At 44.3% G+C, this 26759-nt stretch carries 22 protein-coding genes; 14 read left to right on the top strand and 8 right to left on the bottom strand.

Annotated features, from left to right (window positions below; all coding sequences use genetic code 11):
• The first annotated feature begins 21 nt into the window (after positions 1–21).
• Genes DR864_RS08450 through DR864_RS08440 form a run of 3 tightly spaced genes read left to right on the top strand, consistent with a single transcriptional unit; the run spans position 22 to position 4196 of the window.
• Complete coding sequence (locus DR864_RS08450; protein WP_114066550.1) at positions 22–504, top strand: hypothetical protein; 483 nt, start codon at positions 22–24, stop codon at positions 502–504.
• A gap of 21 nt (positions 505–525) precedes the next feature.
• On the top strand, positions 526–3288 hold the full coding sequence (locus DR864_RS08445; protein ID WP_114066549.1) for a carboxypeptidase-like regulatory domain-containing protein: 2763 nt from the start codon (positions 526–528) through the stop codon (positions 3286–3288).
• Between the two features lie 41 nt (positions 3289–3329).
• Positions 3330–4196 (top strand): DUF4249 family protein, encoded by an 867-nt coding sequence (locus DR864_RS08440; protein ID WP_114066548.1) that lies wholly within the window; start codon positions 3330–3332, stop codon positions 4194–4196.
• A 7-nt stretch (positions 4197–4203) separates the two neighbouring features.
• Here DR864_RS08440 and DR864_RS08435 read toward each other — a convergent pair whose 3' ends face one another.
• Positions 4204–5442: a voltage-gated chloride channel family protein gene (locus DR864_RS08435; RefSeq protein ID WP_114066547.1), complete on the bottom strand. Its 1239-nt coding sequence runs from the start codon at positions 5440–5442 to the stop codon at positions 4204–4206.
• Positions 5443–5605: 163 nt separating this feature from the next.
• Between DR864_RS08435 and DR864_RS08430 the strand changes: the two genes are divergently transcribed.
• Together DR864_RS08430 and DR864_RS08425 are read left to right on the top strand one after the other, a co-directional pair.
• A complete protein-coding gene (locus DR864_RS08430) occupies positions 5606–5818 on the top strand; it encodes a DUF8507 family protein (protein WP_114066546.1) in 213 nt (70 codons plus the stop codon).
• Between the two features lie 85 nt (positions 5819–5903).
• Entirely contained in the window at positions 5904–6230 is a 327-nt protein-coding gene (locus DR864_RS08425; protein WP_162793649.1) for a putative toxin-antitoxin system toxin component, PIN family, read from the top strand.
• Positions 6231–6293: 63 nt separating this feature from the next.
• Here DR864_RS08425 and DR864_RS08420 read toward each other — a convergent pair whose 3' ends face one another.
• Together DR864_RS08420 and DR864_RS08415 are read right to left on the bottom strand one after the other, a co-directional pair.
• A complete protein-coding gene (locus tag DR864_RS08420) occupies positions 6294–8690 on the bottom strand; it encodes a TonB-dependent receptor (RefSeq protein WP_114066544.1) in 2397 nt (798 codons plus the stop codon).
• Positions 8691–8980: 290 nt separating this feature from the next.
• The gene (locus DR864_RS08415; RefSeq protein WP_114066543.1) at positions 8981–9457 is read right to left on the bottom strand and encodes a DUF456 domain-containing protein; all 477 of its coding nucleotides are present in this window, start codon (positions 9455–9457) and stop codon (positions 8981–8983) included.
• Positions 9458–9620: 163 nt separating this feature from the next.
• Here DR864_RS08415 and DR864_RS08410 point away from each other — a divergent pair, with 163 nt between their 5' ends.
• From DR864_RS08410 to DR864_RS08400, 3 genes are all read left to right on the top strand, one after another.
• Positions 9621–10832: a saccharopine dehydrogenase family protein gene (locus DR864_RS08410; RefSeq protein ID WP_114066542.1), complete on the top strand. Its 1212-nt coding sequence runs from the start codon at positions 9621–9623 to the stop codon at positions 10830–10832.
• Positions 10833–11608: 776 nt separating this feature from the next.
• Positions 11609–12391 carry a response regulator transcription factor gene (locus DR864_RS08405; protein WP_114066541.1) on the top strand — a complete coding sequence of 261 codons (783 nt, stop codon included), beginning with the start codon at positions 11609–11611 and terminating at the stop codon, positions 12389–12391.
• Between the two features lie 214 nt (positions 12392–12605).
• Entirely contained in the window at positions 12606–14705 is a 2100-nt protein-coding gene (locus DR864_RS08400) for an asparagine synthase-related protein (protein ID WP_114066540.1), read from the top strand.
• 235 nt (positions 14706–14940) lie between these two features.
• On the opposite strand, the gene DR864_RS08395 is transcribed toward DR864_RS08400, so the two are convergent.
• The gene (locus DR864_RS08395; protein ID WP_114066539.1) at positions 14941–16704 is read right to left on the bottom strand and encodes an ABC transporter ATP-binding protein; all 1764 of its coding nucleotides are present in this window, start codon (positions 16702–16704) and stop codon (positions 14941–14943) included.
• 488 nt (positions 16705–17192) lie between these two features.
• Here DR864_RS08395 and DR864_RS08385 point away from each other — a divergent pair, with 488 nt between their 5' ends.
• The 4 genes from DR864_RS08385 to porU2 all read left to right on the top strand — a co-directional run bounded on the left by DR864_RS08385 (position 17193) and on the right by porU2 (position 22233).
• Entirely contained in the window at positions 17193–17474 is a 282-nt protein-coding gene (locus DR864_RS08385) for a PqqD family protein (protein WP_114066537.1), read from the top strand.
• Positions 17449–17883: a lasso peptide biosynthesis B2 protein gene (locus DR864_RS08380; RefSeq protein WP_114066536.1), complete on the top strand. Its 435-nt coding sequence runs from the start codon at positions 17449–17451 to the stop codon at positions 17881–17883. The genes DR864_RS08385 and DR864_RS08380 overlap by 26 nt, the downstream gene beginning before the upstream one ends.
• A 101-nt stretch (positions 17884–17984) precedes the next feature.
• Positions 17985–18881: a phosphoenolpyruvate carboxykinase (ATP) gene (locus tag DR864_RS08375; protein ID WP_114066535.1), complete on the top strand. Its 897-nt coding sequence runs from the start codon at positions 17985–17987 to the stop codon at positions 18879–18881.
• Positions 18882–18999: 118 nt separating this feature from the next.
• Entirely contained in the window at positions 19000–22233 is a 3234-nt protein-coding gene (gene porU2 / locus DR864_RS08370; RefSeq protein ID WP_114066534.1) for a putative type IX secretion system sortase PorU2, read from the top strand.
• Positions 22234–22244: 11 nt separating this feature from the next.
• On the opposite strand, the gene DR864_RS08365 is transcribed toward porU2, so the two are convergent.
• Genes DR864_RS08365 through DR864_RS08355 form a run of 3 tightly spaced genes read right to left on the bottom strand, consistent with a single transcriptional unit; the run spans position 22245 to position 24274 of the window.
• Positions 22245–22928, bottom strand: coding sequence for a hypothetical protein (locus DR864_RS08365; protein WP_114066533.1), 684 nt, complete (start codon positions 22926–22928; stop codon positions 22245–22247).
• A gap of 3 nt (positions 22929–22931) precedes the next feature.
• On the bottom strand, positions 22932–23918 hold the full coding sequence (locus DR864_RS08360; RefSeq protein ID WP_114066532.1) for a GSCFA domain-containing protein: 987 nt from the start codon (positions 23916–23918) through the stop codon (positions 22932–22934).
• A 35-nt stretch (positions 23919–23953) separates the two neighbouring features.
• On the bottom strand, positions 23954–24274 hold the full coding sequence (locus DR864_RS08355; RefSeq protein ID WP_114066531.1) for a hypothetical protein: 321 nt from the start codon (positions 24272–24274) through the stop codon (positions 23954–23956).
• Between the two features lie 170 nt (positions 24275–24444).
• Here DR864_RS08355 and DR864_RS08345 point away from each other — a divergent pair, with 170 nt between their 5' ends.
• Positions 24445–25869 (top strand): DUF5723 family protein, encoded by a 1425-nt coding sequence (locus tag DR864_RS08345; protein WP_162793647.1) that lies wholly within the window; start codon positions 24445–24447, stop codon positions 25867–25869.
• Positions 25870–25884: 15 nt separating this feature from the next.
• On the opposite strand, the gene DR864_RS08340 is transcribed toward DR864_RS08345, so the two are convergent.
• A complete protein-coding gene (locus DR864_RS08340) occupies positions 25885–26223 on the bottom strand; it encodes a translation initiation factor (RefSeq protein ID WP_114066528.1) in 339 nt (112 codons plus the stop codon).
• Positions 26224–26399: 176 nt separating this feature from the next.
• On the opposite strand from DR864_RS08340, the gene DR864_RS08335 reads away from it, so the two are divergent.
• Positions 26400–26753: a hypothetical protein gene (locus DR864_RS08335; protein WP_114066527.1), complete on the top strand. Its 354-nt coding sequence runs from the start codon at positions 26400–26402 to the stop codon at positions 26751–26753.
• Positions 26754–26759: the final 6 nt, after the last annotated feature.

Here is a 26759-nt window from a genome sequence, read left to right as displayed (position 1 = left end):
CAATCTTCCCGATTATCAGTTATGAAAACTTTCACAAGTATTCTGTCAATCAGCGCATTGGCGCTTACACTTATTTTCTCTGGTTGCACCAACAATGAAGTCGAGCCAGACTCCGCCGATCAGGTCATTGGAGCCTATTCTGCCACCACTTATTCCGAATCCATCAATGGCGTAGCCCAAAGCATTGACCTGACCAATGCCCTTATCAAGGATAACGTTGCGATTTCGTTTGACGTAGCCAAAAAAGCCGCAAGTACGCTCACTTTGGTGCTCAGTATCTCTCAGCGCGATAGCACTGGAACCATGCAAACCTACAACGATACTTATGACAGTATTGAGCTTAAAGCGCTTGGAAACGGAAATTTTGAAATGCTGAATGCGGGCACATCAGTGGGCCAAATTGGCAATGGAAACTTATCCCTCGAAGAGACTTATCCTGATACGGATGAATCGGGGAATACCGTTCAGGTAACGGTGAAAATAGCAGCTACCAAAAGTTTATAAAAAGTCTATACCTATCGACTTATGAGAAAATTTCTACCCATCCTCCTCGTGATGACCGGGCTGATTTCCCACGCCCAAAACCTAACAACCCCCGCTGATTCAGTAGCGGCGATGATTATCAAAGATGAGTTTTATAACAATAAACCGCTGAATGAGGTCATTGCAGATTTGCAAAAAAAATACAAATTCAAGATTGGTTATAATGTTGAGTTGTTGAAAAAGTATCGCGTTTCGTACTGGTTTGATAACACCAAGTTGTTGGATGGTATCAAAGGAACCCTGAAAGAAACCAAAGACCTGACGTTTTACATTGATGAGGCCAACGTAATTCAGATTGTGCCCAAAACCGCAACGCAGGTACTCCAAAATGCCCGTAAAGAATTTGATACGCGGTATAGGGGGCAGCCAACCCGTACCGATTTTACGTTGATGGGCAAGGTCGTGGAACGAAAAACCAACGAAAGTATGCCTTTCGCGACCGTAGCGGTGTTGGGCAGTAAAATTGGCGTGCAGACCAACGTAGACGGGTATTATACTCTCCTAAAAGTGCCCTCAGATACCGTAACAATCTTGGTCAGTTATGTAGGTTACAAAAATGCCACTGTGCATCTTTCGCCGCAGACACCCCTGCAAAATTTCATCATTGAAATTGAACCCGGTGAGCAAGAGTTGGAAGAGGTCATGGTCATGGGTGAAAAAACCGAAGTGTTGAAGGCCAATGAAATCGTGGGGATGATAAAAATGACGCCCAAGAACTTGGCAAAATTGCCTAATATTGGCGAGCGTGACCCCTTCAGAGCCTTCCAATTGATGCCAGGCGTGAGTGCTTCCAACGAATCTTCGTCGGGTTTGTACGTGCGCGGTGGCACGCCCGACCAGACACTGGTTTTGTACGATGGTTTTACGGTTTATCATGTTGACCACTTATTTGGGTTTTTCTCCGCTTTTAATTACAACGCCCTCAAAGACATACAGTTATACAAGGGTGGCTTTGATGCCAAATTTGGCGGGAGGATTTCGGCAGTGGCCGAAATTACGGGTAAAGACGGCAATAAGAACCAGTTTAACATGGGAGCCGATCTGAGTTTGTTGAGCATGAATGGCTTCATTGAAACGCCCCTCAATAAAAAAACAACGCTGTTGATTGCGGCGCGGCGCTCGTATCAGGGAGCGTTGTACGAGAAAATATTCAGTACGTTTACATCAGAGCGTCAGACAAATGTAACCCAGCCTGGATTAGGCGGAAGGCCCGGCGGACCGGGGCGTTTTGGAAACAATGCCACGCAAGACCAAACTGCAAAATCTTATTTTTATGACCTAAATGCCAAACTTACCTGGAATCTTTCGAAGAAAGACATCGTCACGTGGAGCCTTTACAACGGCACCGACAAAATGGATAATTCATCGGCGTCATCTTTCAATTTTGGGCGACAAACCATTTTTGGGGCTTCTACATCTACCAATGATGTGTCGGCGTGGGGGAATTTGGGCAGCAGTGTGAAGTGGTCTAGACGCTGGAACGATAAGCTCTACAGTAATATGCTGGTCAGTTACTCCAATTTTTACAGTAATCGCGACAATACTCGGTCTGTAGTCAATACCATACCGGCCACCGATAGCACCGTTGCAACCACCCGAAATATTAATATCGGTCAAGTGGAAACCAATGATTTAAAGGATTTTACGGCCAAAATAGATTTTGAATATAAACTTACGCCGCACAACCAACTGGAGTTTGGGGTTCACGCCACGGCCAATACCATTCATTATAATTACGTCCAAAATGACACCGTAAATGTGTTGAGCAAAAACGACAAGGGAACCATCACTTCGTTTTATGTACAGGATCAGATTCGGTTGTTGGACACCAAATTGTTAATCAAACCGGGCATTCGGGCCAACTATTTTGACGTTACGAAGAAATGGTATGTGGAGCCGAGATTGAGCGCAACGTATGCGTTGAACGAGCGTGTAAAACTCAAAATGGCCTTGGGACGTTATTATCAATTTGCCAAACAAATCAATCGGGAAGATTTGACGCAAGGCAACCGCAGTTATTGGCTGTTGGCCGATGGCGACGCGTTGCCCGTAACGAAGTCCAACCACCTGATTTTGGGCGGAAGTTATGAATTCAAAGAGTATTTGGTGGATGTAGAACTCTATCAAAAAAACAATGTAGGCATTACGGAATATACATTACGTTTTGTGCCGCAGATTCGCCAAGGACTGAGCGTGCAGGAAACGTTTTTTAACGGAGATGAGACCGTTCGGGGAATGGATGTGCTGGTGCAGCGTAAATTTGGGAAATTCAACGGATGGATAGGCTACACGCTCTCCGAAGCGGTGCGGGATGTGACCATTTTTTCGGAGCGACCCTATTATTCTGACCAAGATGTGCGACACCAGTTTAAGTTTATCGGCTCTTATCGTTGGAAAAACATAGATTTTGCCCTTACGCAAATCATCTCCTCGGGGCGTCCATATACTTCGATTGTGGGGGCGTATCAAATCAATCTTTTGGACGGTTCTGTTCGGTCATTTACGATGCCTTCCGACAAAAACGCCAGCCGTTTTTCATCCTATAACCGATTGGATATTTCCGCTACTTACAATGCCCGCTGGGGGAGTGTGGGGCTGTCGGTGTTTAACCTGTACAACCGCAAAAATGTCTGGTATAAACGGTTTGAAGTAATCACCGAAGGCGATGAGAGTGTACTTCAAACCACCAACGTCAATTACTTAGGGTTTACGCCCAACCTTACCATTAGTTGGAAGCTGCGTTAGTAATCAGTTCATCATCAGTCGTTTATTAATTGTTAAAAATAATGAAAAAGTATATGCAATCGCTCGTGTTTGCCGTAGGAAGTGTCTGTTTATTAAACAGTTGTACGGAGACGAACACGGTAATTAGTTCGGTAGAAAAACCCGTCATTGAGGCATTTTTAGCACCGGGCAAACCCATTAGTTTGACCCTGATGACTGTAATTGGGTACTCTGAGTCGGCAGATGCTGCCGATTCTTTGGCCCGACCGATTGACGGTCAAACCATCCAAATAAAAGTGAGCGATGGAAGTGTTTTTAAGTTGGAGTCGATAGGGGAAGGGCTGTATGTTTCCAAAAGTACAGAATTGGTCAAATTTGGATTAACCTATACGTTAGATTTTTCTTATAACGGCCTGCCTATTTCGGCCACTACGGTGATTCCTACGCGACCGACGGGTTTTACCTTGAGTAAAAATTTTGTGAATCGTACCCAAATCAATTTAGGTAGCGGGGGCTTCGGCGGGCCGGGTGGTTTTCAGGAAGACCGCACGCCCATTGAAGCTACTTGGGACAATCCCAACGGGGAGTACCATTTTATTGCGTTTATCAACACGGAATCGAATCCTGAATCCATCGTGATTTTACCGACAGATACGACTGGCACGAATCCGTTTCGGTTTATCAATCGGCGGTTTAACAATGAGCCTACCACCGCTACCGTATCAAACATTCAACCCCAATCGTTTCAGTATTTCGGGAAACATTATGCCGTGCTGTATCGACTCAATCCAGACTACGCGGCGTTGTACCGCTCGGCTGGAACGACTACCCAAAACATCAGCACGCCACCCACCGCAATCACCAACGGATTGGGGATTTTTACGGGTATAAATGCTGATACACTGTTGTTTACGGTTAATAAGTATTGATAATTTTTTAATGTTTAGAACCCTCTACAACCTGCGAACTATAAATCCCTGAATGGCCTGAAAAGAGGAATGCCACAACGCAGGCAAGTCCGACAAAAACACCGCAATCAGCACCAAAAAGTTCAATGCCCATCAAAGTGCAGGCAATGGGGGTATTGGTAGCACCGGAAAAGACCGCCACAAACCCCATCCCTGCCAAAAGCGCCATGGGTAGGGGAATAAATATCGACAGTGCGTTGCCGAGGGCCGCTCCGATAAAAAACAGCGGCGTGACTTCGCCGCCCTTAAAGCCTGCACCCAACGTGAAGGTAGTGAAAAGTAGCTTGAGGAGAAAATCGTAGGCGGGTAGTTCCTGCTGAAAAGAGGCCACAATCGTGGGAATGCCCAAGCCGATGTATTTGGTGGTGCCTAAGGCCCATACAGCTACCGCAATCACAACGCCGCCCAAAACGGGCCGCAGCGGAGGGTAGGCGATTTTAGACTTAAAAAAAGTGCCCCAAAAATGCACCGTTTTGGAAAATGCCAATGCGGTCAAACCGAATAAAATACCCGCCAAAATACTCCACAAAAGCGTGTCGGCGTGTAGCGTTGGCACGTACGGAATGACGTAGTGCGTATGGGCTACGTCCCAGGCGTGGCAGGTATAATCGGCGATGAGCGCCGTTAATAAACTCGGTAAAAGGGCTTTGTAGCGCATTCGGCCCACAATCAATACCTCCAACGCAAAGACCGTTCCTGCAAGTGGGGTGCCGAAAACCGACGCAAATCCCGCACTGATTCCGATGACTAAGATAATGCGGCGGTCATGAGGCGAGAGTTTGAACAGTTTGCTAAACTGATCGGCAATTGCTCCGCCCATCTGCACTGCCGTACCTTCGCGCCCCGCTGAACCCCCAAAAAAGTGGGTGACGAGCGTACCGAAAAGCACCAAAGGGGCCATTTTGAGCGGAATGATTTGTTTGGGATTGTGAAATTCTTCAATCAATTGATTGTTTCCTTTGACTACCTCCTGCCCAAAATAATGGTAAGTAGCACCCACAATGAAGCCACCGAGCGGAAGCAACCAGATAATCCATTGATGTGATTCGCGCCAATCGGTGACCCAATTCAACGAAACCAGAAAGAAAGCCGAAGCTGAGCCCGCTAAAACGCCTACTATCAATGACATAAATAGCCATTTTGCGACAAAAACAACGGTGGACAATTGTGCTATTTTTGAATAAGGAGAGGGGGTGGGTTCAGTCATTCGTGCCAAGACAAGGTAAAATGAGATACGCCCGTAAAAATAAGGTTTTCGGAAGATAGACGGTTATAAAAATAATGAGAGACTGATATTAATGAGTGGAGACCCAGTGAAAGAAGTGTATTTCAATTGTGTTATATTTGTTATGAAATAATTTTTTGAAAGTATGTTAGTTGCCAAAAAACCACTTACTAATCTCCAAATTGAGCTGTTACGCTTGTATGCGCATCAGGTAGAAGAAAAAGATTTATTGCAAATTAAAGAGCTGATTGGACAGTATTTTGCAAAACGACTTACTCAATTTGCCGATGAAGCTTGGGCGCAAAACAATTGGACGGATCAGGATATGGAAGCTATTTTGAATGACCCAAACCAGTAATGTTTGATGCATATTGTACTGGATACCAATGTTTTACTTGTAGCGTTGCCTTCCCATTCAAAGTATTATCCTAATTTATCAGGCGTTGTTAAATAAAAGATTTGATTTGTATGTAAGTAACGAAATTTTGACCGAGTATGAAGAGCAAATCAGTCAAAGGTTAGGAATAGAACGCACTAACTTACAGCTTCGAGAATTACTTAATCTTTCCAATGTATATTGTATTGAACCTTTTTACAATTGGCAATTGATTGAAATTGACCCTGATGACAATAAATTTTGCGATTGTGCTGTAGCTTGTGGAGCCGATTACCTTGTCACAAACGACCATCATTACGATATTTTAACATCTATTCCTTTTCCTCCAATTGAGACTCTCAAGGCGGAGAATTTTCTTCAAATGCTGTTTTAAGAACCCCAGAAAGAGCTGATTTGCCATTAAATCCTCTTTTTCTGGGGGTAAATTAGTTCAGTTCTAAAACTCTACACGATAATTCAACACGGGTATAAGCGGCAATTGGTAGGCAGTTTTGATTTTATCCAAATTGGAGTCATAATACTGCCCGTAGATATTTTGTCGGTTGGTAACGTTTTGTATATCAAGGGACAACGTACTCGTGAAGCCGTTGCGGTTGCGTTTCCAACTTACCCGCACATCCGACCGAAAGTACGCGTCTAAAGTTTGGGAATTTGTTTCTGTTTCTACCAAAACGGTTTCTCCTCTTCGGCGGGAAGCGGCCAAATCAATCGGGGTGGTTCGAAAACCGCCCACGTACGTAGTTTTGAGGTTGATACCCAGTACATTGTTTTTGCTGCGGCCCATGAGCCATTCTTTGCCTACCAAAAAGTTTCCTGCGCCGCCGCCGTCAAAACGCGTACTACGCCATATTTCATCCGAGCCAGTGTATTCGGATTTAAACACCGACCCACTCAGCATGTAGTAAAAATTGTTGTGCAAAAAGCGTTCGAGCGTTAGCTCCAGCCCGTAGTTTCGGCCTTTACCGTTGTTGGCCAAGCGGCGCAGCTCAAAGCCGTCGGTTACGTTGAGTAGCGAAAACGCATTCCGTTCGTCGGCGCTGACTGGAACGTTGTTGAGCGACTGATAATATGTTTCTATTTTCAAGCGAGTGTGTTCGTTGAGGAGTCGGTCGTAAGAAAGTACGAAGTGTTGGGCTTTGGTAAAATCGGTATTGAGATTGGGGTACTCAACGCCCGCGTCGGTGAGTTTGTTGGAATAAAAATAAAGCGCCAAAGGGTGCACCTGACTGTGACTTCCGTATCCAAACGCCACCGATTGGCCGGGGGCCAAATCCCATTTGAGCGAACCGCGCGGCTCAATTGAACGGCTGTTGTTGAGCAATAACGCCAACGTATGTACGCCGAGGTTGGCGGTGAGTTTTTCGGATAATTTATAATTGAACTGTGCATACGCCTGAAGCGTGGCAGTTTGGCCGTCGGAAGAGAGAAAACGTTCCATTTTTTTCTGCTCGCTATTCCACGATTCACGGAATAAATCATAGGATTGATGGCTCCAAATCGCCCCCGCTCGCAAGGCCAACCGCGCGGTGATTTTATAATTCAGGGTGCTCGTTAGGGCCAATTTGCGCAGCGTATATCTCGTGTCATAACGGGGTTCCAATACGTATTCAGAGGTGTAGCGCCGTTGCTGAAATCCATTTTCATAGGCAGAATACAAGACCACTGTTTTGAGAAATGCCTTCTTGCTGAGATTGATAGAGTGGGTTCCTCCCCAAGCACCAGTGTTTGATTTGAATTTTTCGTCGTAGCGTTTATCGCCTTCGGTTTGCCATAAGGTAGAATCGGCCTTAGGGGTGCCAAGGGTGCTGCTCAGACCGCCAAAACCAAACAGTGTAAACTTGCCAAACTTATTGGTAGGCAACGAGATATTGTAGGAAAGGTCTTGAAAACGTTGGGCAAAATCCCCTACTGGGAGGCCTAATTTGGCCAATAATTCGAGGGTAGAATACCGATAATTGATAAGGTAAGCGCCTTTGTAGTTTTTAGAAAAAGGCCCTTCGGCGGCCACGTCCAATCCCAACAGGCCCGCCTGAACCGTGTACTCGCGCTTTTGGTTGTTTCCCTTACGCAATTTCAAGTCAAATACGCCCGAGAGGGCATTGCCGTATTCGGCAGGAAAAGCGCCCGTCAAAAAATCAGAATTGGTCAGTACCTGTGCGCTCAAGATGGAGACTCCGCCGCCCGCCGCGCCTAAGCTCGAAAAGTGGTTGGGATTGGGAATGTCGATGCCTTCCATGCGCCACAAAAGTCCGTTGGGTGCATTGCCCCGGATAACAATGTTGTTGCCGCCGTCGTCGGCCGACACCACGCCCGCGTAGGCCGTGGCCATGCGGGCTGGGTCATTGATGGCGGCAGCGTAGCGTTGGGTTTCTTCTACCGAGAAAGTCCGCGCGCTGACGGTGGCCATCTCGTTGAGTGGTTTGTCTTTTTCGACAGTAGGTTTGACGGTTACTTCGGAAAGTTGAGTAATGTCTTCTTCCAACCCAATGTTTAAAATCAATTCTTTACCCGCGTTGACCGTCACGTTGCTCATGAGCATTTCTTTGTAGCCCATCGACGTAATTTTGAGGGTTTGGCGCCCGATGGGTACTTGATTTAGTTGAAAATTGCCATCGGCGTCGCTAATGGTGCCCTTGATGGGAGTGGACCCGACCAACACCACGGTAGCGCCTACGATAGGAGTTTGGATATTTTTATCCAAAATAACGCCTCTGATGGTTTGGGTGAGGGTTTGGGCGTGTAAAGAATAAATGAAGGGAAGGAGCATGAACGAAGCTATAAAAAACAGGCTCTGTTTCCGATAAAGTTGCGTAAATGGATGATTGTTTTGCATGGCTGTGCTGTTGATTTTACGGAAATTTGAACAATAAAATCCCTTCCGCAGGAATGTCTGCGAAGCGTAAATGGACGGCTTGGGATGAATGATTTAGACTAACTGTGAACGTGAACGTGTGAACGTAAATGGCATTTGTTTTCGTGGCTGTTTAGGAATAAGACAACCTGAAAGCTAAATACCCCCACTGAGCAATGAAGGAATTTTTAAAATTGGAGGGGCAGGTTTTAGGCCTGTTTGATTTGCTAGTCATAGGGCAGAGGAGGCAAGCCCGGCCCCTACAACACGTTCTAAGGAATTAAAGCCGCCACCGCGTAGCCAATCATGACCAAACACAGGACAACTTTCATGAATATGCCCGTGACAAAACCCAGAAAAGAGCCGAGCGCGGCTTTCAGGGCTTTATTGAATTCCATTCCTGCCATGAGCTCTCCGATGAAAGCGCCCAAAAAAGCGCCTAACAAAATGCCCAACGCGGGGATAACAAAGAACCCAAGCAAAAGACCAAGGGTGGAGCCCCAAGCTCCGTAGTTTGTGCCGCCAAATTTTTTTACGCCCCAAATGGGAACGTAGTAATCCAATACCGTAACCGCTAAGGTGATGAAACCGAGGCTGTAAAGCGTAATTTGGCCAAATTCGGCGTAACTGCTAAAGTGTAGGCACAACAGGCCCGCAAAACTTAACGGTGGACCAGGCAACGGTAGCACCGCTCCCGCCAAGCCTACCAATAATCCCGTACAGCCTAAAATGAGCAGTAAAATGTCCATAGCACTCATGTATCCGATTGAAATAAAAAGAGAATCGACTGACTTTTGAAAATCTAACGGTTAAATAACACAAAAAAGGGTCATGAATCGTATCTTTGCCCACTAATTTTTGGGTGGGCATGGATTCACTCAATCGCTCAATCATAAATCATAACCATCATCAATGTCAAAAGTCTTAATTATTGGAGCAGGGGGTGTGGGAGGTGTAGTGGCGCATAAGTGTGCCATGAACTCTCAGGTGTTTACCGACATCCTGTTGGCGAGCCGCACAAAGTCTAAATGTGATAAAATTGCCCAAGATATTCAGGCAATGCACGGGGTAACTATCAAAACGGCGGCAGTGGATGCCGACATTGTGGCGGAATTGGTGGTGCTCATCAAGTCGTTTCAGCCCAAATTGGTGATCAACGTGGCCTTGCCTTACCAAGATTTAACCATCATGGATGCCTGCCTCGAAACGGGTGTTCATTACATGGATACCGCCAATTATGAGCCCAAAGACGTCGCTAAATTTGAATACAGCTGGCAGTGGGCTTATCAGGAGCGTTTCAAAGAAGCAGGTTTGATGGCCTTGTTGGGTTGTGGCTTTGACCCAGGTGTTACGCAGGTATTTACCGCTTTTGCCAACAAGCATCAGTTTGATGAGATGCATTATCTCGACATCATCGATTGTAATGCGGGCAATCACGGCAAAGCTTTTGCCACCAATTTTAACCCCGAAATCAACATTCGTGAAATCACCCAACCCGGGCGGTATTGGGAAAATGGCGCTTGGGTAGAAATTCCTGCCATGAGTATTCACAAAGCCATTGACTATCCGGGCATTGGGCCCAAGGAAAGCTACGTGCTGTACCACGAAGAGCTGGAATCGTTGGTAAAAAACTTCCCGACGCTCAAACGCGCTCGTTTCTGGATGACTTTTGGTCAAGCTTACCTGACGCATTTGGAAGTGCTGCAAAATGTGGGTATGACGAGCATTGCGCCCATCAAATTTCAGGGCATGGACATCGTGCCGCTGGAGTTTTTGAAAGCCGTATTGCCGCCGCCTGAATCATTGGGTGAAAACTACACAGGGCAGACTTCCATCGGTTGCCAAATCAAAGGAATCAAAGACGGACAGGATAAAACCTATTACGTTTGGAACAACTGCGACCACGCCCAATGCTGGAAAGAGGTTCGGGCGCAGGCCGTTAGCTATACCACGGGTGTACCGGCCATGATTGGCGCGATGCTGATGCTGACCAATGCCGAATGGATGAAAGCAGGCGTATGGAATTGTGAAGAACTGAATCCCGATCCATTCATGGACTTGCTCAACCAACACGGCCTGCCGTGGAACGAGCAAATCAACCAGCCGCTGCCACACGAGTACTAGGCCGTTAGAATGGAGTGAATTTAGCGTATGAATTTACGTAATAAACTCTTGTGTATAGAAGACATAAAAAAATCCTCCTTAAAATTCTATTAAGGAGGATTTTTTTATGTCTTTGCAGGCAATCACAGCCATGATAAGACCTGCGGCAATAAACGCTTTTTTCATAAACTTAAGTGGTAAAAAGTGAGATTAAAAAGTGATTAAAATTTTATAATTTATTACCTAAAATAATGCTTTCCCTATACCTATGAATGTAGGTGACTCAATTCCCTAAAACAATAGTTAAGATGACTATTACGTATACCATTAGATAGATTTTTTGCCTTAAATGGCTAAAAATAGCTCTACCAACAGATTTCATAAATTCGCTAAATCTATGCTAATTTGTTTATTTTTTGTTATTATAATTATATTTTAACTTTTTATTATTATATTTAAAAAACGATAGAAACATTATACAGCGTAGTGACAAAAATATCCCTATTTGATAATTGGTTTTTGCGTTGTTAATTTGAGAGACTGGCAAAGAGGTTAGGTAGAAAACCAATTTTTTGTTTTTGTTAAAGCATGTCAGTGGGCTGCTTTAACGACTTTAGTATGCCTATTTTAAGGAATAAAACAGCGTAAAAAAGCAACATAAACCCATTGTACTTTTGTAATGCAGTGTTCGCCGTAGATAGATAGTAGAATCGAGAAATACTCAGGTGGTTGGTGGATGGGTTGATTCTACTGATGTATATAAATAAAAATGCCTAAACCAACTAAAGTAAAGTTAAATGCTGATTCAAACTGAACCCGAATCAAACCCAGTTGCCCTATTTTTTGAAGAATTACCTAAAGAACAGGCTCATCAAATCAACTACAAAGATTTTGTTGAATCGCTGAATTATATTTATGATAGTCTGCTTGAGCCTTGGACTTTTGTGGCGGTTTTGGACCTAGACCGGCTTGAAATTCTTTATGCAAACGAAAACTGTCTTCAACTGTTCGGGGAAGGGGGGAAGTCATCGGCTTCTCAATACCTTCCGTTTGCTTTTTTAAGGCCCGAAAGCAAGCCCTTATTTAAACAAGCCATTAGCCAGTTTCAAAATATGGTTCAGGGGGTACCTCCAAAACACCGTAGACTTTTAAAAACCCAATTGGTAGGATTACGGCTCAAGCCACTCAGCGGTAAGCCTTGGGTTTCTTTTGCTACTCTACTGCCGCTTTCGGCCCGTGCCGACGGTACACCCAAAGTGGTATTGATGATTAACCAAAACATTTCTCACTTATACAACGCCCATTTTGTTTGGTTGCGCCAGTCATGCACGTCTACGTCTCAATACAATGCCGGTTTTCATTCCCGTACTGGAGAAGTTTTCAATCATGATATTCTTTCCAAAAGAGAGTTGGAAATTCTAAAGCTCCTTGCTAGAGGGCTTAACTCGCAGTGTATTGCTTCTGAACTTGCGATAAGCGTCAATACCGTCAGTAATCATCGAAAAAACATGATGGACCGCGTAGGGGTGGGCGATACCAGTGCCCTTCTTCAAATTGCCCAATGGTGTGACCTTATTTGATTGACAATCACAGTACCCGCTTCGGAAAGTAAATGGTTTTGTAAAAAAATCATCTAGAAATTATATTCCTGTTAGTTTTTGTTTGTGACTGTAAATTTTCATTTATAGGTATATAAAATTATGCGGTAGGTGTAAATAAAATACGTATTATTGTACAATGAATAAGTCTTTTCTACTAAAATAGTACCTATTCTAGGGTATATAGTATTTTTCGATGAGTGGTCTTTTGGGGATATTAAAATTCGATGGTTCAGACGTTCAACTTTCGGATGTAGAAATGATGAAACACTCATTACGACATCTGGCATTGGATGGTATGAATATGTACCTCAAAGGTCCCGCAGGGATGATTTCAATGTACCTGCACATCTCACCAGAATCGGTCTATGAGCGTCAGCCACTGGAAAGTGCAAAGGGGAAAATTATCGTCGCGGATGCTCGTATAGACAACCGCGTACAGTTGCTTGAAGAATTACAAATTCCTGAAGAAACCAAAGCCTTTATTCCTGACAGTGAACTCATTCTAGCGGCTTATGAGCAATGGGGTGAAGAATGCGCCGATCGTCTGATTGGAGATTTTGTCTTTGCCATTTGGGATACTCACCAAAACCGTTTGTTCTGCGCGCGAGACCACATAGGAGCGAGGCCCCTGTATTATTATCATTTACCGGGCAAGGTCTTTGCGTTTGCGTCCGAAATTAAAGGACTCCTAGCGCTTGATTTTGTTCCGCAAGATTTGGATGAGCTTAAAATCGCGGCCCACCTTTCAAGGCTCAGCGATTTCAGAAGCTATGTTGATGGTACATACTTTCAATCTATTAAGAGCGTTAAACCCGCCCATTTTCTGACGGTTTCGGCGGAGCAATTTTCTCAGAAATTTTATTGGGATTTGCGTTTGGAGCGTTTTAGCCATTTAAAAACAGACGAGGACTTCATACAGGAATTTCGCAAAACGTTTATTGAATCCGTTAGGTGTCGGACCCGTACTGCATTCCCGATTGCGGCCCACCTCAGTGGAGGTTTAGATTCATCCTCTGTGAGTTGTGTGGCGAGAGATATTTTGCAAGCAGAAGGGAAAGAATTGCATACATTTCACATGGATGTAGAACTGCCCGAATGTGATGAAAAGCCTTACGCCGAAGCGGTGTTGGCGGAGGGTGGTTTTCGGCATCATTATGTCAAAATAAACGATTACGATTATTATAAAACTACCACTGAGGTAGCTTACATGACAGATGCTCCCAGTGCGTTTGTGGTAACTCCCCCCGCGCAGGCTGGCTGGATGAAGGGCGTGCAGAAAGAAGGCTGTCGGGTATTGCTGACGGGCCACGAGGGCGATATTGTGGTGGATTATGGCATGGATGTATTATGGGAACCTCTTAAAAAAGGACAATGGGAGGTTTTTGAAGAAAAATTCGAGGAATTTGCGCAGTACGCCGTTAATTTTAATTTTTCCAAACGAATCAACGCCTGGTCTCCGCAAAAAATCAAGACTTTTTACAAAGGTATTTTATTGGAGTCTGAACTCAGAGATAGCATTGCCGAGCGTAGATGGGGAAACGTAAAAGGGATTTTGACCCGCCGTGGTAATTGGAAGTCGTTGTTTGAAGCGGGAAAATTCAGGGTTGAGGTTGCTTGGCCTGCTATTACCGCTCTTGGCCGACTTAAAGCCAATCCTAACTATACTATTTTGGGGCCAGGGCTTCAAAAATACACCCTTGACCATCCTGAAGTGAGTCGCCAGATGAAGGGTGCTGAAAATAATGCGGGAATACCAGAACATCTGTTGCCGCATTATCAGCAGATTTTTTCGGAAGGAATGACAAAATTCTGCGACATATTTGCCCATGTAGGCGCTCACCATGGCTTCAAAGTAGCGCATCCGTTTCTAGATCGCCGGCTCATTGAGCTGTCATTGTTGTTGCCCACTACGCTCAACTTCAATGAAGGCAAACGAAGGGGCACGATTCGGGAAGCTATGAAGGGGATAATGCCTGAGTCCGTCCGGCTTCGGGCGGTGAAAGTCAATTTTGAGCCTTTAATTCATCAGACCCTCTTGACGGCAACTCCTTCATTTGAAGAGTATTATAAAAGCGCTGCTGAGCAGCATCCGATTCTTCGTATTTGGATAAACGAGAAAGAATTTCTAAAACGTATAGAAATTTGCAAATCGAATGACTATCCCGAAGAATTTAAAAGTAAACTCATTTGGCATCTATTCAGAAGCATATATCTTATCAATTTTTATTCAACTTATAAAGAAAACCCTTATGAAAAAGAAGTATCGCGCACCGAAACTGAAAGTAGTTGGTAAAGTTGCTACCCTTACCCGCGCCATGGGCAGCGCCGGAGGAGATGCACAAGCTTCGAAAAATGGAATGGGTGTCTAATTAGCTAGAAGTAACGCGCTTTTAACGATAACTGTTTAAGCATACTCTACTCTACTATTAATGCATGTCCTGAATCACGGAGTGAACTTAGGCCAGAGGGTTATCCATTAAAATGGAATATTCTCCGGCCTGTTCTTTTTGGGATTTACCTCTTTTTGATTAGGAAATGACTTCTTTATACTGCATTCTGTACAAATTAGCGTAGAATCCGCCTCGCTCTAGGAGTTCGTCATGGGTTCCTTTTTCCTGAATTTCGCCCTTGTCGAGCACAATGATTTGGCTCGCTTTCTGGATGGTGCTCAACCGGTGCGCAATCACGATGGCGGTGCGGCCTTTCATCAGTTTTTCAATGGCATTCTGAATCAACTCTTCGGTTTCGGTATCGACCGACGACGTTGCTTCGTCCAATACAATGATTTTTGGGTCATGAACTAAAGCCCGAACGAAGGAGATTAATTGACGTTGCCCCACCGAAAGCGTAGCGCCGCGCTCCATGACATTGTAATCATAGCCATCGGGAAGGCGCTCGATGAACTCGTGCGCTCCCACCAACTGCGCGGCCTCGATGATGCGCGCCCGACTGATGGACGTATTGCCTAGCGTAATGTTGTTGTGAATGGTGTCTGAAAATAAGAATACGTCTTGCAACACTACGCCGATATTTTGGCGCAATGCGCCCAGTTCGTAATTGTGAATTTCGGTGCCATCCACTAAAATCTCACCTTTATTGATGTCATAAAAACGGCTCAGCAAATTAATGACCGATGATTTTCCCGCGCCAGTTGCCCCCACAAAAGCGATGGTTTCCCCTTCTTTGACCTCAAATGATATATCCTTCAAGACGTACTCTTCTTCGTTATAAGCAAACCAAACGTTTTTGAAAGAGACCTCTCCGCGTAGGGTTTCGGGGGTATAAGTACCGTTGTTGACTGTAAAATCGTCGCTGTCCAAAAGTTTTAGGATTCGGTCAGTACTTACAATTCCCATCTGGAGGGTATTGAAACGGTCGGCCAGCATTCGTATTGGTCTGAAAAACAGGCCAATAAAGATAATAAATGCCGTTACCGTACCAAAGGTGGCATTGTAATGCATGATTTCGCGGGCTCCATACCACACCACTAAACCCGTTGCGGCGGCGGCAATGACGTCGGCAACGGGATAATAGACCGAATAATACCAAATCGAACGGATGTTGGCGTCGCGGTGAACGGTGTTTATTTGCTTGAATTTACGGTATTCAGTTTTTTCGGCGCTGAAAATCTGCACAATGTTCATCCCCGTAAGGTGCTCTTGCACAAATGAGTTAAGGTTGGAGACCGCCGTGCGCACTTCGTTGAACGAATCCTTGATTTTTTCTTTAAAGATATACGTGCTTATCAGCATGAAGGGCACTGTAGCAAGACTAATGAGCGATAGGCGCCAATCGGTGTAAAACATCACCCCGATGATTAAGATTAACTGCAAAATATCGCCCGCCACGGCGGCCATACCGTCGCTGAACACGTCGGAGAGGGTTTCAACGTCGGAGACCGTCCGCGTGACCAACCGGCCAATGGGCGTATTATCGAAGAATTTTAGGCGAAGACCAAGGATTTTTTCGTACAACTGCACCCGGATATCACGGATGATATTTTGGCCCAGCCAGCCCGCCAAATAAGTATTGGCAAACTGAATCACCGCTTGTACCAACAAAATGCCAATCATGACCAAAAGCATGACTACGAGTCCGTTGTAATCACCCGTTGCTATTTGATTATCAATGGTATAGCGAATCAATAACGGGCTTAATGGCGCTAGAGACGCACTCAGTAAAATGATGGCAATGAGGAAATAAAATTGTTTTTGGTAAGGCTTAATGAAGGTGTAAAGACGGCGAAGGGTGGGCCAGTCAAATATTTTTCCGCTTTTTTTTTCTTCGTTCATGTTACGAAAAGGGATGATCTGTTTGTGGGTAACAGTAAAAAAAGAAAGAAAGTTGAATTTGGAATTAATTTTACTCAGATTTGAATCTTTCCTTAAATGTTATGATTAATGAGTGGAATTTGCGGTATTATTTACTTTGACGATAAACCTGTAGCGGATGAATTGGAAGGAATGGCGCAACGCACTTTATTTATCTTCTGATACCCACGTGGTTGTTTCCCCATTGATCCATAAATTAGTTGAAAAATTTGACGGAACTCGTACTTATCACAGCTTATCTTCCTTATTTATTCCCTTCGGCATCGACTTTCAGAAAGACTATCTTTTGATGTTATATCTAAATAACATTTTGATTCAGAAAGAGGCTTAAAGCTTCAAAGAATTCGAGAAATCACAAAGAGGAGCTGTGTTTATCAGAAGTTTTGCTTTAATTTTATACTTTTCTATTTCATATTTAAACGGGCATATTGCCGCAATTATCCATCGTCATGAATTTTGATGTAAATCAAACCTTTAAGCTTTCCCCCCGGCAGGTATCTTCTAGCCTTGACAATGAGACCATTATCTTGAATCATGATGCGGGTATTTATTATGATCTTAATGAGGTAGGAACCTTTATATGGGAACAACTTCAACAAAAGCCTTCAACACTTGCTGAACTTAAAAACGCTATCTTGGAAGAATTTGAGGTAGAGGAGGCTACCTGTGAGCATGATATCAAGACGCTCTTAATGCAATTGATCGATGAAAAACTGGTGGAGACGCTTTAAAAAATGGCTTGCTCTTCCGAGCTCGGATAAGTGGCTTCTGCTTCAGGTAACAGTCGTTATATTTCTGATAAAACTAGGCCTGAAGCTGTTGTCTTTCAAAAGTTTCAAAACTGTTTACGCGCATTGCATTGCAAACGCCTCTGCCAAAAACTACCCAATATCTTACATAAAACAGTTGGTTTGGAGCGTAGGTGTAGTTAGCTCAGCGCTTCCGATGTCTATATTGTGCCTTCCTCAAGCATTGGCGGTGAAATTTTTTTTACAGGGCGATGACGGCTTTGTTTTGAAAATCGGTGTGGCTAATCCCGTGCAACAATTCAGTGCACATGCGTGGATTGAAAAAGAAGGAAAAATTGTCATTGGCGACGTGCCAAACGTAAGTTATGTCCCGCTGTGGGATTGGAATTAAACACAATTATCAACACAAATTGAAAGGGTGAAGTATAAGGTGCGTCTAGATTTATTCCTAACTTGCGATCCATTTTTTACTCGTTACAAACCAATTGCAGAATGCTTTTTCGGGCGTATGATTTGACCATTGATTCAGATATAGATCTTCAGTTACCTGCGGCAAAAGGAAAGGCAGATATTGTGTTGAAAGAAGCGCAGTTCACATTGCCAAAATTGTATCAAACCTTGATTTATAGAAAAGGAGTCCGCGCTCAATTTGGTGAAAATGAGTCGTGTATATTTCTTCATTGGCCAGAACTGGCTAATTTTAAAATGACTGGCGGAAAGGTACTGGAATATGAAAAATTGACGGATGATGAAGATGTATTCAGACTTTTTACCCTGAGCGAAGCCCTGGGAATGGTGTTGTTTCAGCGGAATCTTTTTTTGTTACACGGAAGCGCAGTGCAGGTAGGTGCAAAGGCCACCGTATTTATTGGCCGCCCAGGTGCGGGAAAGTCAACAACTTTGTCGGCATTTGCACAACAGGAACACGCTATTTTGAGTGATGACCTTACCGCGATCTGGTTTGATGCCGTTGGCCAGCCTTTTGTACTTCCGGGGTTTCCACAGGTAAAGATTTGGGAAAGTGCGGTAGACAATCTGGGGTTTGATAAAAACCTTTTACAACCAGCCTTTGAGGGGCATAATAAATTTTTGTATCAGCAGCCTTTATCCGTTTTTCCTACCGCACTCGTTCCTCTCCATCAAATTATCATTTTACAACGCCCTTATTCCCAAAAAGTAGGTAAGCTAAAACTGATTGAAAGTCCGATTGAATTGTTTCGCCACTTTCCTTTGCCACCCCGACTGCTGGAGGGAGCGGCATTACAGCGCCATTTTGAGGATTGTATTCGCCTGATCAAAGCCGTGAATATCCTAAAAATGCGCCGACCTCGCAATTTTAATCTTTTAAAAAAGTGGGTAAAACAACAGGTGGCCTCCGCCGAAGGATAGGATTGCTGAGTCTCTAAATTGTACTTGATTGTGGAGCAATATGCGTCATTTATTGCCGTAAATAGGCATATATTGTTAACTTGCCTCAATATCAAAGAACGATTGGAGAAAAGTGAATATGAGAATATTTATCCTGGCTTTTTTTCTGGGGATAGGCATACAGCAGTCAATGGGGCAGGAGCTTTACACCAATGACTGGATTAAATATGAACAGCCCTACTTCAAAATTTCCTTAAGGAAAGAAGGCGTATACCGAATCAGTGTTGACCAATTGCGTAAAGCGGGTTTTCCAGTCGCGTCCGCATTGGTAGACCAGTTGTTCTTATTTTATCGAGGCGAAGAAGTTGCGGTTCGGGTAACTGGCGTTACTAATGGTAAGTTAACGGAAAGTAGTTACATCGAATTTTTCTCTCAGGGGAACACGGGTATTCAAGACAGTTTGGTTTACCGACCTTACTCGGCCCGCCCACCAACGACAGGGAGCCTTTACACTGACGAAAGCGCCTATTTCTTGACTATTGTTCCTAATAATAAAGGGAAACGAATGGAAGAATTTGGGTATCAGGCCACTGCTGCCGCTCCCGAAGCCTTCCACTTGGAACGAGAAGTAAAACAGTACAGTGACGAATGGTCGTTCAATAATAACAATGGCTTGGTGCCGTTTTTACAGCAAAGCTATTACGAGAAAGGTGAAGGATGGACGGGCAAAATGATTCGACGCGATTCGTTGGCACAGGTAATGATTGCGCTCACCAATCGGGTTACCTCTTCTAGTTATCCTATTCAACTCACCGCCTTGTTGAACGGCCGTTATGAATCGTTTCACTTGATCCATGTCTCGGTGGGTCAACATACATTTGCAACCCTTGATTTTTTCGGATTCAATCACCAATCTATCAAAACTACGGTGGCTGAAAACGAGCTAGACGCTAGGGATACGTTCACGCTCAGAATGAAATCAGACTTGAACAATCAGTATGAGTTCTACTCTCTTACGAAATACGAAGTCGTTTATCCTCAGCGGATTGAAATGAACGGCCATGTTTCAAAATATTTTTATTTGGTACCCAATCCTGCCAACCAGTCGACGGTAGCCATTGAAGGGATTCCTTTATCTGTTACCCCTATTGTTTACGATGTAACACAACCCATGAATCCGCGTGCGCTGGAAAGCAAATGGACTGATGGTCGTTGGCAAACCGTTGTGCTGGGCACTGCACAGGCCCGAACATTGTTTGTAACAACGGCCGCTCAATCTGGTGAATCTTTTAAAAAGGTAAACTTTACTCCTTACCCAGCGGGGGCTGATTACGTTATCATTACCCATAAAGGACTCGAAAGCGCCTCCCAAGCCTATGCCGATTACCGCAAATCAGCCGAAGGAGGAGCGCGTCAAGTAGTGGTCGCTAATATTGAGCAGCTCTATGATCAATTTAATTATGGTGAGCGCGGGCCGTTGGGCATTCGGAATTTTCTCAATTATCAACTTCAGACGGGTAAAAAAGACCGTTACCTGTTGCTCGTCGGCAATGGGGTCAGCTTTCCTGATGTTCTTAAAACTTGGCAAGACCGTGATTTTGTTCCTACTTTTGGTTATCCAGGTTCGGATGTGTTGTTATCGGCGGGGTTGGGTGGTGCAAACCAAAATACGCCTGCGTTCAGAACGGGTCGTATAAGCGCTTCTATTAATGAGCAGGTATTGTCGTATTTGAATAAAGTAAAGGAATTTGAGAAAGCGCCGCCGACCCTAAATGCCAAAAAAATCCTACACCTGAGCGGCGGTAAATCAACGGAAGAAATACAGCAACTAAAAGGAATTTTGGGCGCATTGGAGCCATTTGTGGAAAAATCATCTTTGGGTGGCAAGGTGGAAGTATACACAAAACGTACCAATGAGCCAGTGGAGAATCTTTCCATTGCCGACCAAGTCAATAAGGGCCTGGGTATGATTACGTTTATGGGGCATGCGTCGCCTACGGTGCCCGACGTCAACATTGGCTACGCCTCCGACCCCGCTACCCAATTGGCCAATAAAGGTCGGTATCCCTTCATGTATTTCAATGGCTGCGGCGTGGGGAATGTCTTTTATCGGTACGAAACCTTAGCGGCTGATTGGCTCTTGACGCCCCAAAAGGGCTCAATTGGCGTGCTATCCAATTCTTTTTGGAGTTATCCTTCCATTTCGGCGCATTACCTGAAAGAACTTTATTCGGCAATGTTTGACCAGGAAGCAACCTTGGGGAAGCCAATCGGTGAAATTTTGCAGAAAGTGAGTAACACCATTGCTACCACCAAAGAGAACGAATTTGACATTGCCAATGTGCATCAGCTCATACTTTTGGGCGATCCAGCGGTGGTATTATTTAAAATCAATAAGCCCGATTATGCCGTTGAACCGAAAGGGCTGTTTGTTCAAAGCCAAAAATTGTTTTCTCAGTCAGATTCGGTGCAGGTAGGCGTTATCATCACCAATGCAGGAAAAGTGGATGAACAAATAAAAAGTTTTAGCGTCAGACTCACTCTAACCGAAACCAACGGCACAGTTTCCACCAAAACGTTTTCGGCAAAGGCACCGACTCAGAAAGACACGCTGTTGTTGAGCATTAAAAAGAATACTGGTTTCAATAATATAAAAGTATTGCTTGATGCGGCACAGCAGATTGAAGAATTAAACAAGCAGAATAACGAAGCTCAATTGACGCTGAATTGGACGCAGTTGGAACAGTTGACGCGCTATCCCGCCAACACCGCAAATGACCGTCTTAATCCAGTCATGGAGGTGACCGTTGATGGAAAAGTGATTCAGAATGGGGCACTTGTGTCTTCAACACCTGTTTTTAGCGTTTTGCTTTTTGACGATAACCCGCTGGAATTAGACACCACTTTGGTGCAACTATATCTCAAAACCTGCGACTCCTGTGCGTTCAAATTGCTGACCAATGGTGTATATGAGTTGAAAACACTCCAAAATCTATCTGTTCTGTTCAAGCCAGGCGTATTGGCGGCTGGGAAATATGAATTATTGGCACAGGCAAGGGATGTGAATGGAAATGGGGCGGGAATTCCCTACCGTATTCAATTCCGCATTGAGGAGGTGCAAGAGCGACTGAACATCATGGTAGCGCCAAATCCATCAAGTGATTATGCCCGGTTTGTGTATAAATTGAGTGGAGCAGCAGAAGGCGTTTTGACGATATATTCCGAGGAAGGGAAAAAGGTCAGAGAGTTGAAATTTGATGCTCAGCTGGGTGAAAACGAATTGTATTGGATAGACCCGCCTGCTTCTGGGGCGTACCTATACCGGTGCAGGATTGGAGAAAAAACGGCCACGGGAAAATTCATTATTCACTAAAGTAGCGTGGTTTATTCTTGGCCGTATGCTTTGATTGTTAGGGTTTTCCGATTGCCAAATTCAACGATACCTTTCCCGATACAATTGGCGTTTTGACAGTATTGAAGGGTGGTACTTACTTTGTAAATCAGCCCGACGTTTGGTGCGTAGCGTTCTGTAAAGTTAACCAGAGAAACCAAGCTTGAATCTTTTTGTTGGACAATCTCCAAATTTGTGGGAAACGAAAGTGAATTAATGGTAAAGGGTAAATTAGAGAGGCGGGCTTTACAGGTTTGGGGCGGCAGGGTATTGTACTGGTTTACGTTCCATGTGAGACCGTCGAAAAGCGGGAAAATCATTTTTAAGAGGGGGAGATTATTCTCGACTTTTACGGCGCGGTCGGGTAGGCGATAGGCCATCCACACCGAGTCTGGTGACCAGTTTTGGGCGGTAGTGTTTCTTCTAAAACGGTTGATTTGATATTGGGTTTGTCCCATTCTCCCCTTAAGTTCGGGGCCACAAACTTCTTTCAGAAAATAAGTAATTTGGACAGGCGGCTTGCTCAGCGCATAGGACGTTTCTTGCACTTGGTACTCCACAAAACGCCCAGTTTCCAAAGGGAAAAAGCGGTAATCAGATTCTTGGGGAGTTGGGCCTGAAGAGGTACATCCTGCCAAGAGAGTCAATCCAATAAGTAACCAATAATTTTTCTTCACGATCTAATTTTCAAGCGCTTGGAGTTGTTGTTCAACAAATGTGATTTCATCATCTACCCCCACGTTTGTTCTTATTTTTTGAAGTTTTTTTAGCAAATTTTCTAGAAATTGCTTGTGGGCCGCCGAGTTGGGGTGCAGCGGGCGGTGGGTCATTTCCTGCTTTAGTTTTTGCCATTCTCTGACAAATTGTTTGAGAGAATCGTCAAAATAAGTTTCTGAAAACCGTTGAAAAATGTATTGCTCCGCAGTTTCGTTGGGGTGAATGAGGTCAGGCTTATAAAAGCGATAATCGCGCAGGTCATCCAGTAAAAGTTCGTAAGCTGGGAAATAATGAACATTGGCCAAAGTCTCGCTTAGTTCATGACAAGCAACCCTCAAGATAGATTTGCTGACGGCATTGAGTGGCAGGGTATCGCGGGTGTGCCGTACGGGGCTAACCGTCAAGATAACCGCTATAGAAGGATTTTCAGAACGGAGTAATGAGCAAATATCTCTGAAATCTTTTACAATGGCCTCTATGGATAAAAGCTCGCGCCTAAACTGTTTACTGGGCACTTTGTGGCAATTGGCAACGATACATTGGGTGGCTATTTGCTGATAAACATACGCTGTTCCGAAGGTAATAATCAACCACTTAGTACCCAAGAGCCACTCCCGTACCCGCTGTAATTGCTGCGTCAATTGTAAAGTAAGGGCTTCTTTAGTGGGAGCCCAGCAGGAAGAGTGAAAGTCATAATGAAACCAGACACCTTGATTTTCAACGTATAAATTTTCGTCGGGAAGTTGCTGGGTGATGGACTGCCGTAGGAGTTTTGTAATGGAAAGTGGGTTAAAAATGGTCCCGAAGGGGTTAGCCAGTGTAGGGATTTTGTTATCAACCAATTTTTGTCCAATCACTTCCGCAAAACACGACCCTACCGTCAAAATAGGCGTTTGAAGGATGATTTTTTCGTTACTTTGAGCAAGGGAAATTTCGGTTCGAAAATGCACAGAAAGAGTTGTATAAAGAACGTGTGGCGCGGTGATTAGGCAGTTAGTGTCGCTTTTATTTCCTCCACAAATGTGATGGTTACGCCTGCTATGTCGGCAATTTGAAGTATATCCAAAGAGGTTTTTTGTAACAAATTGGTCACAAAAGCGCGCTCTTTTTCAAGGCGGGCTATTTCCATACCCTCCTTCAAGCCTTCTTTTCTGCCTTCATACAGTCCCTGCCGTTTGGCTCTGTCCAATACAAATTCTTCTAAGCCCATAGTTGTTTGACGATTAGCAAGTTGATTTAATGTATTTTCAAATTTAAGAATATAGCGTTCATTATCAAAACGAATATAGAGTTTTAAAAAACGCATCAATGACCTGATTTTTTCCTGCGGAATGGTACAACTTAACCTTTCTGCGGGGCATCGTCTTTCTTCATTAAATGTCGTTATTTACTTTTTGGAATCATTTTTGATGGTTTTTTGCTCATTTTTGGCACGCTTTTCGTTATATCCACAACACTACATTGAGACGGCGGTATATGAAATTAAGGACATTGATTACACTTTTATTTATTGAAGTATTTTCTCAACGGGTTTTCGCTCAGGAATTTATTGGGCAGCACAGCAGCAATTACGCTGGTATCAACCGAGCAACCTTCAATCCTTCTTCAATCGCGGGGACGCGCTATCGGTACCACATCAATCTGGTGTCTTTTAATTCGACCATCACCAATCGATATTTTAAATATTTTCGGACGGATGCACTTTTTCATCCTTTCAGGAATGCCTACGCCGAAAAAGACATGTATGGAAAATCCAAACTGACTGGTACTCAAACACAAGGCGAAAATATCAATGTAACTGCTGAACTCAGAACCCCGTCGGGCTACCTGGGTTTGGGGAAAAACAATTGGCTTGTCGTGGGTTTTCAGTCGCGTATGAGAGGGTTTGTGCAAGGGTCAGGGGTTCCTTCGGTGATTTTTGATAGCTATAAAAACCGCCTTGATGATGGTCTTACGAAGGCTTCTACGGGGAGTTTTAAGGATTTTACGTTTAATCAACATTCTTTTTTTGAAACAGGACTGACCTTTGCGGCCATGCCAATACGCATTGAGGGACTGATTCGGGTCAAAGTGGGAGCAACCATTAAGCGCTTTTCGGGTGCGCGAAACGTGTACCTCAACCTCAAGAGCGCCAATTACCAAGTTCGTCCGCTGAACCAGGAAGAATACGTACTTGATTTATCGAATGTAAATTATGAATATGGCTACACTCAGCCTGTAAAAGCCTTTGGGCTAGGGAGTTTGTTTTCGGCTGATTATGGCGCAGGTACAGCCCTTGATTTGGGAGCTACGGTTGAGTTAGGGCGTATCAGAAACCATTCTCAAGACCGGGCCAATTACATTTTACGCGTTGGGGCGGCGATTACGGATGCGGGCAAAATCAGTTACCCAAGTACGGGAAAACAATACAGTGGTACGCTCAATAAGCTGACTATCAATCAGGAACAAATTATTGATTTGGGGAATAACTCAGTCAAAAATCTGGAAACAATTTTTGGTAAGTCTGATTCGCGTGACTATGGCTATGAAACTCAGCTTCCGCGTACCATCAACATAGATGCCGACGTACAGTTTGCAAAGTCTTTTTTTGTAAATGCCACTTGGATAAAACCGACCAATACTGGCGCGTTGCCAACGTATATTTTTCAACCTGAGCTGTTCTCATTGACCCCGCGTTTTGAAGGTGAAGATGCTGAATTTACCCTGCCCGTTACGTGGATACACGGCAATCAAAATCCGACCATTGGTTTTTCGGTGCGTTTTGGGCCTGCCTATATTGGTTTCAGTAATTTTGGAGCACTTGTCAGCCGAAGTGTACAGCCACGCGGCACACTTGCCTATTTTGGGGTTCAATTGTGGAAGTTGAACGAAAAAGCCCTCACGAAAAGAAGAAAAAGGTAGCGATAGCTGCCAAGCTTAACCTCCTGCTTTTTTTGCTTTGTAGCCTTTGGCCAACAGCCACGTCAGAATCTTGTCTCTGAAATCTCCCTGAATTAAAATTTCGCGGTCTTTGGCGGTGCCGCCCGTGCCGCAGAGGGTCTTGAGCTGCTTAGCCAAATCCTCCATGTCGCCCGTTTTTCCCGTCCATCCTTTGATGGCGGTTACTACTTTTCCGCCGCCTTTGCGCTCAAGCCATACTTTAAGTTCCTGCTGGTTGGGCGTGGGCGTCTCGGCGTCTTCGTCCGAGTCGTCGTCGTTGTATTGGAAGTTGGGATCGGTCGAATAAACGATGCCGCTGCGTTGCTTTTTTGACATACATCTGTTGTTTGATGCCCCGAAAATGCAGCTTTTTGGACGTTTTCGCAAGTACTACGTTTCAAATCATCATTTGAGACGTGTCAAATCATGTTTTGAAGCATAGAAGGTTTGGCCTTGCTCCACATTTGCATCATCAATCGCAACAAAGCAATTGACTAACCATCTTACAAACCATGAAAAAGTTACTGTCAGCATTCATCATCACTTTAGCATTCATCAGCACATCATGTCGGACGCTTAGTTCAACTACCTACATTAAAGCGCAGGACAGCTTTATATTGGGTAACAACGAACACGGCAAGTTTTCGGTCAAACTAAAAAACGCCTCCACCACAGACCTAGAACTTTGGAAAGCACCCGTCGGCGGTGGGCGACATTCGCAAGTCATTGTTAAACCCAGCGAAACAGTGAAGGTAAGTGTAGATAAAAACACCGCTTTGCGTATTGAAAACAACGCCAATGCTTCCGCAACCGTCGAGCTTTTGGTAAAAGGCGATACAGGTCTGTCAATGGGATATAAAAACTAAATTTTG

Source organism: Runella rosea (assembly GCF_003325355.1).
Classification (GTDB): Bacteria; Bacteroidota; Bacteroidia; order Cytophagales; family Spirosomataceae; genus Runella; species Runella rosea.
Note: the sequence above shows the minus strand (reverse complement) of the source record. Positions and strands in the feature narration are given on the sequence as shown.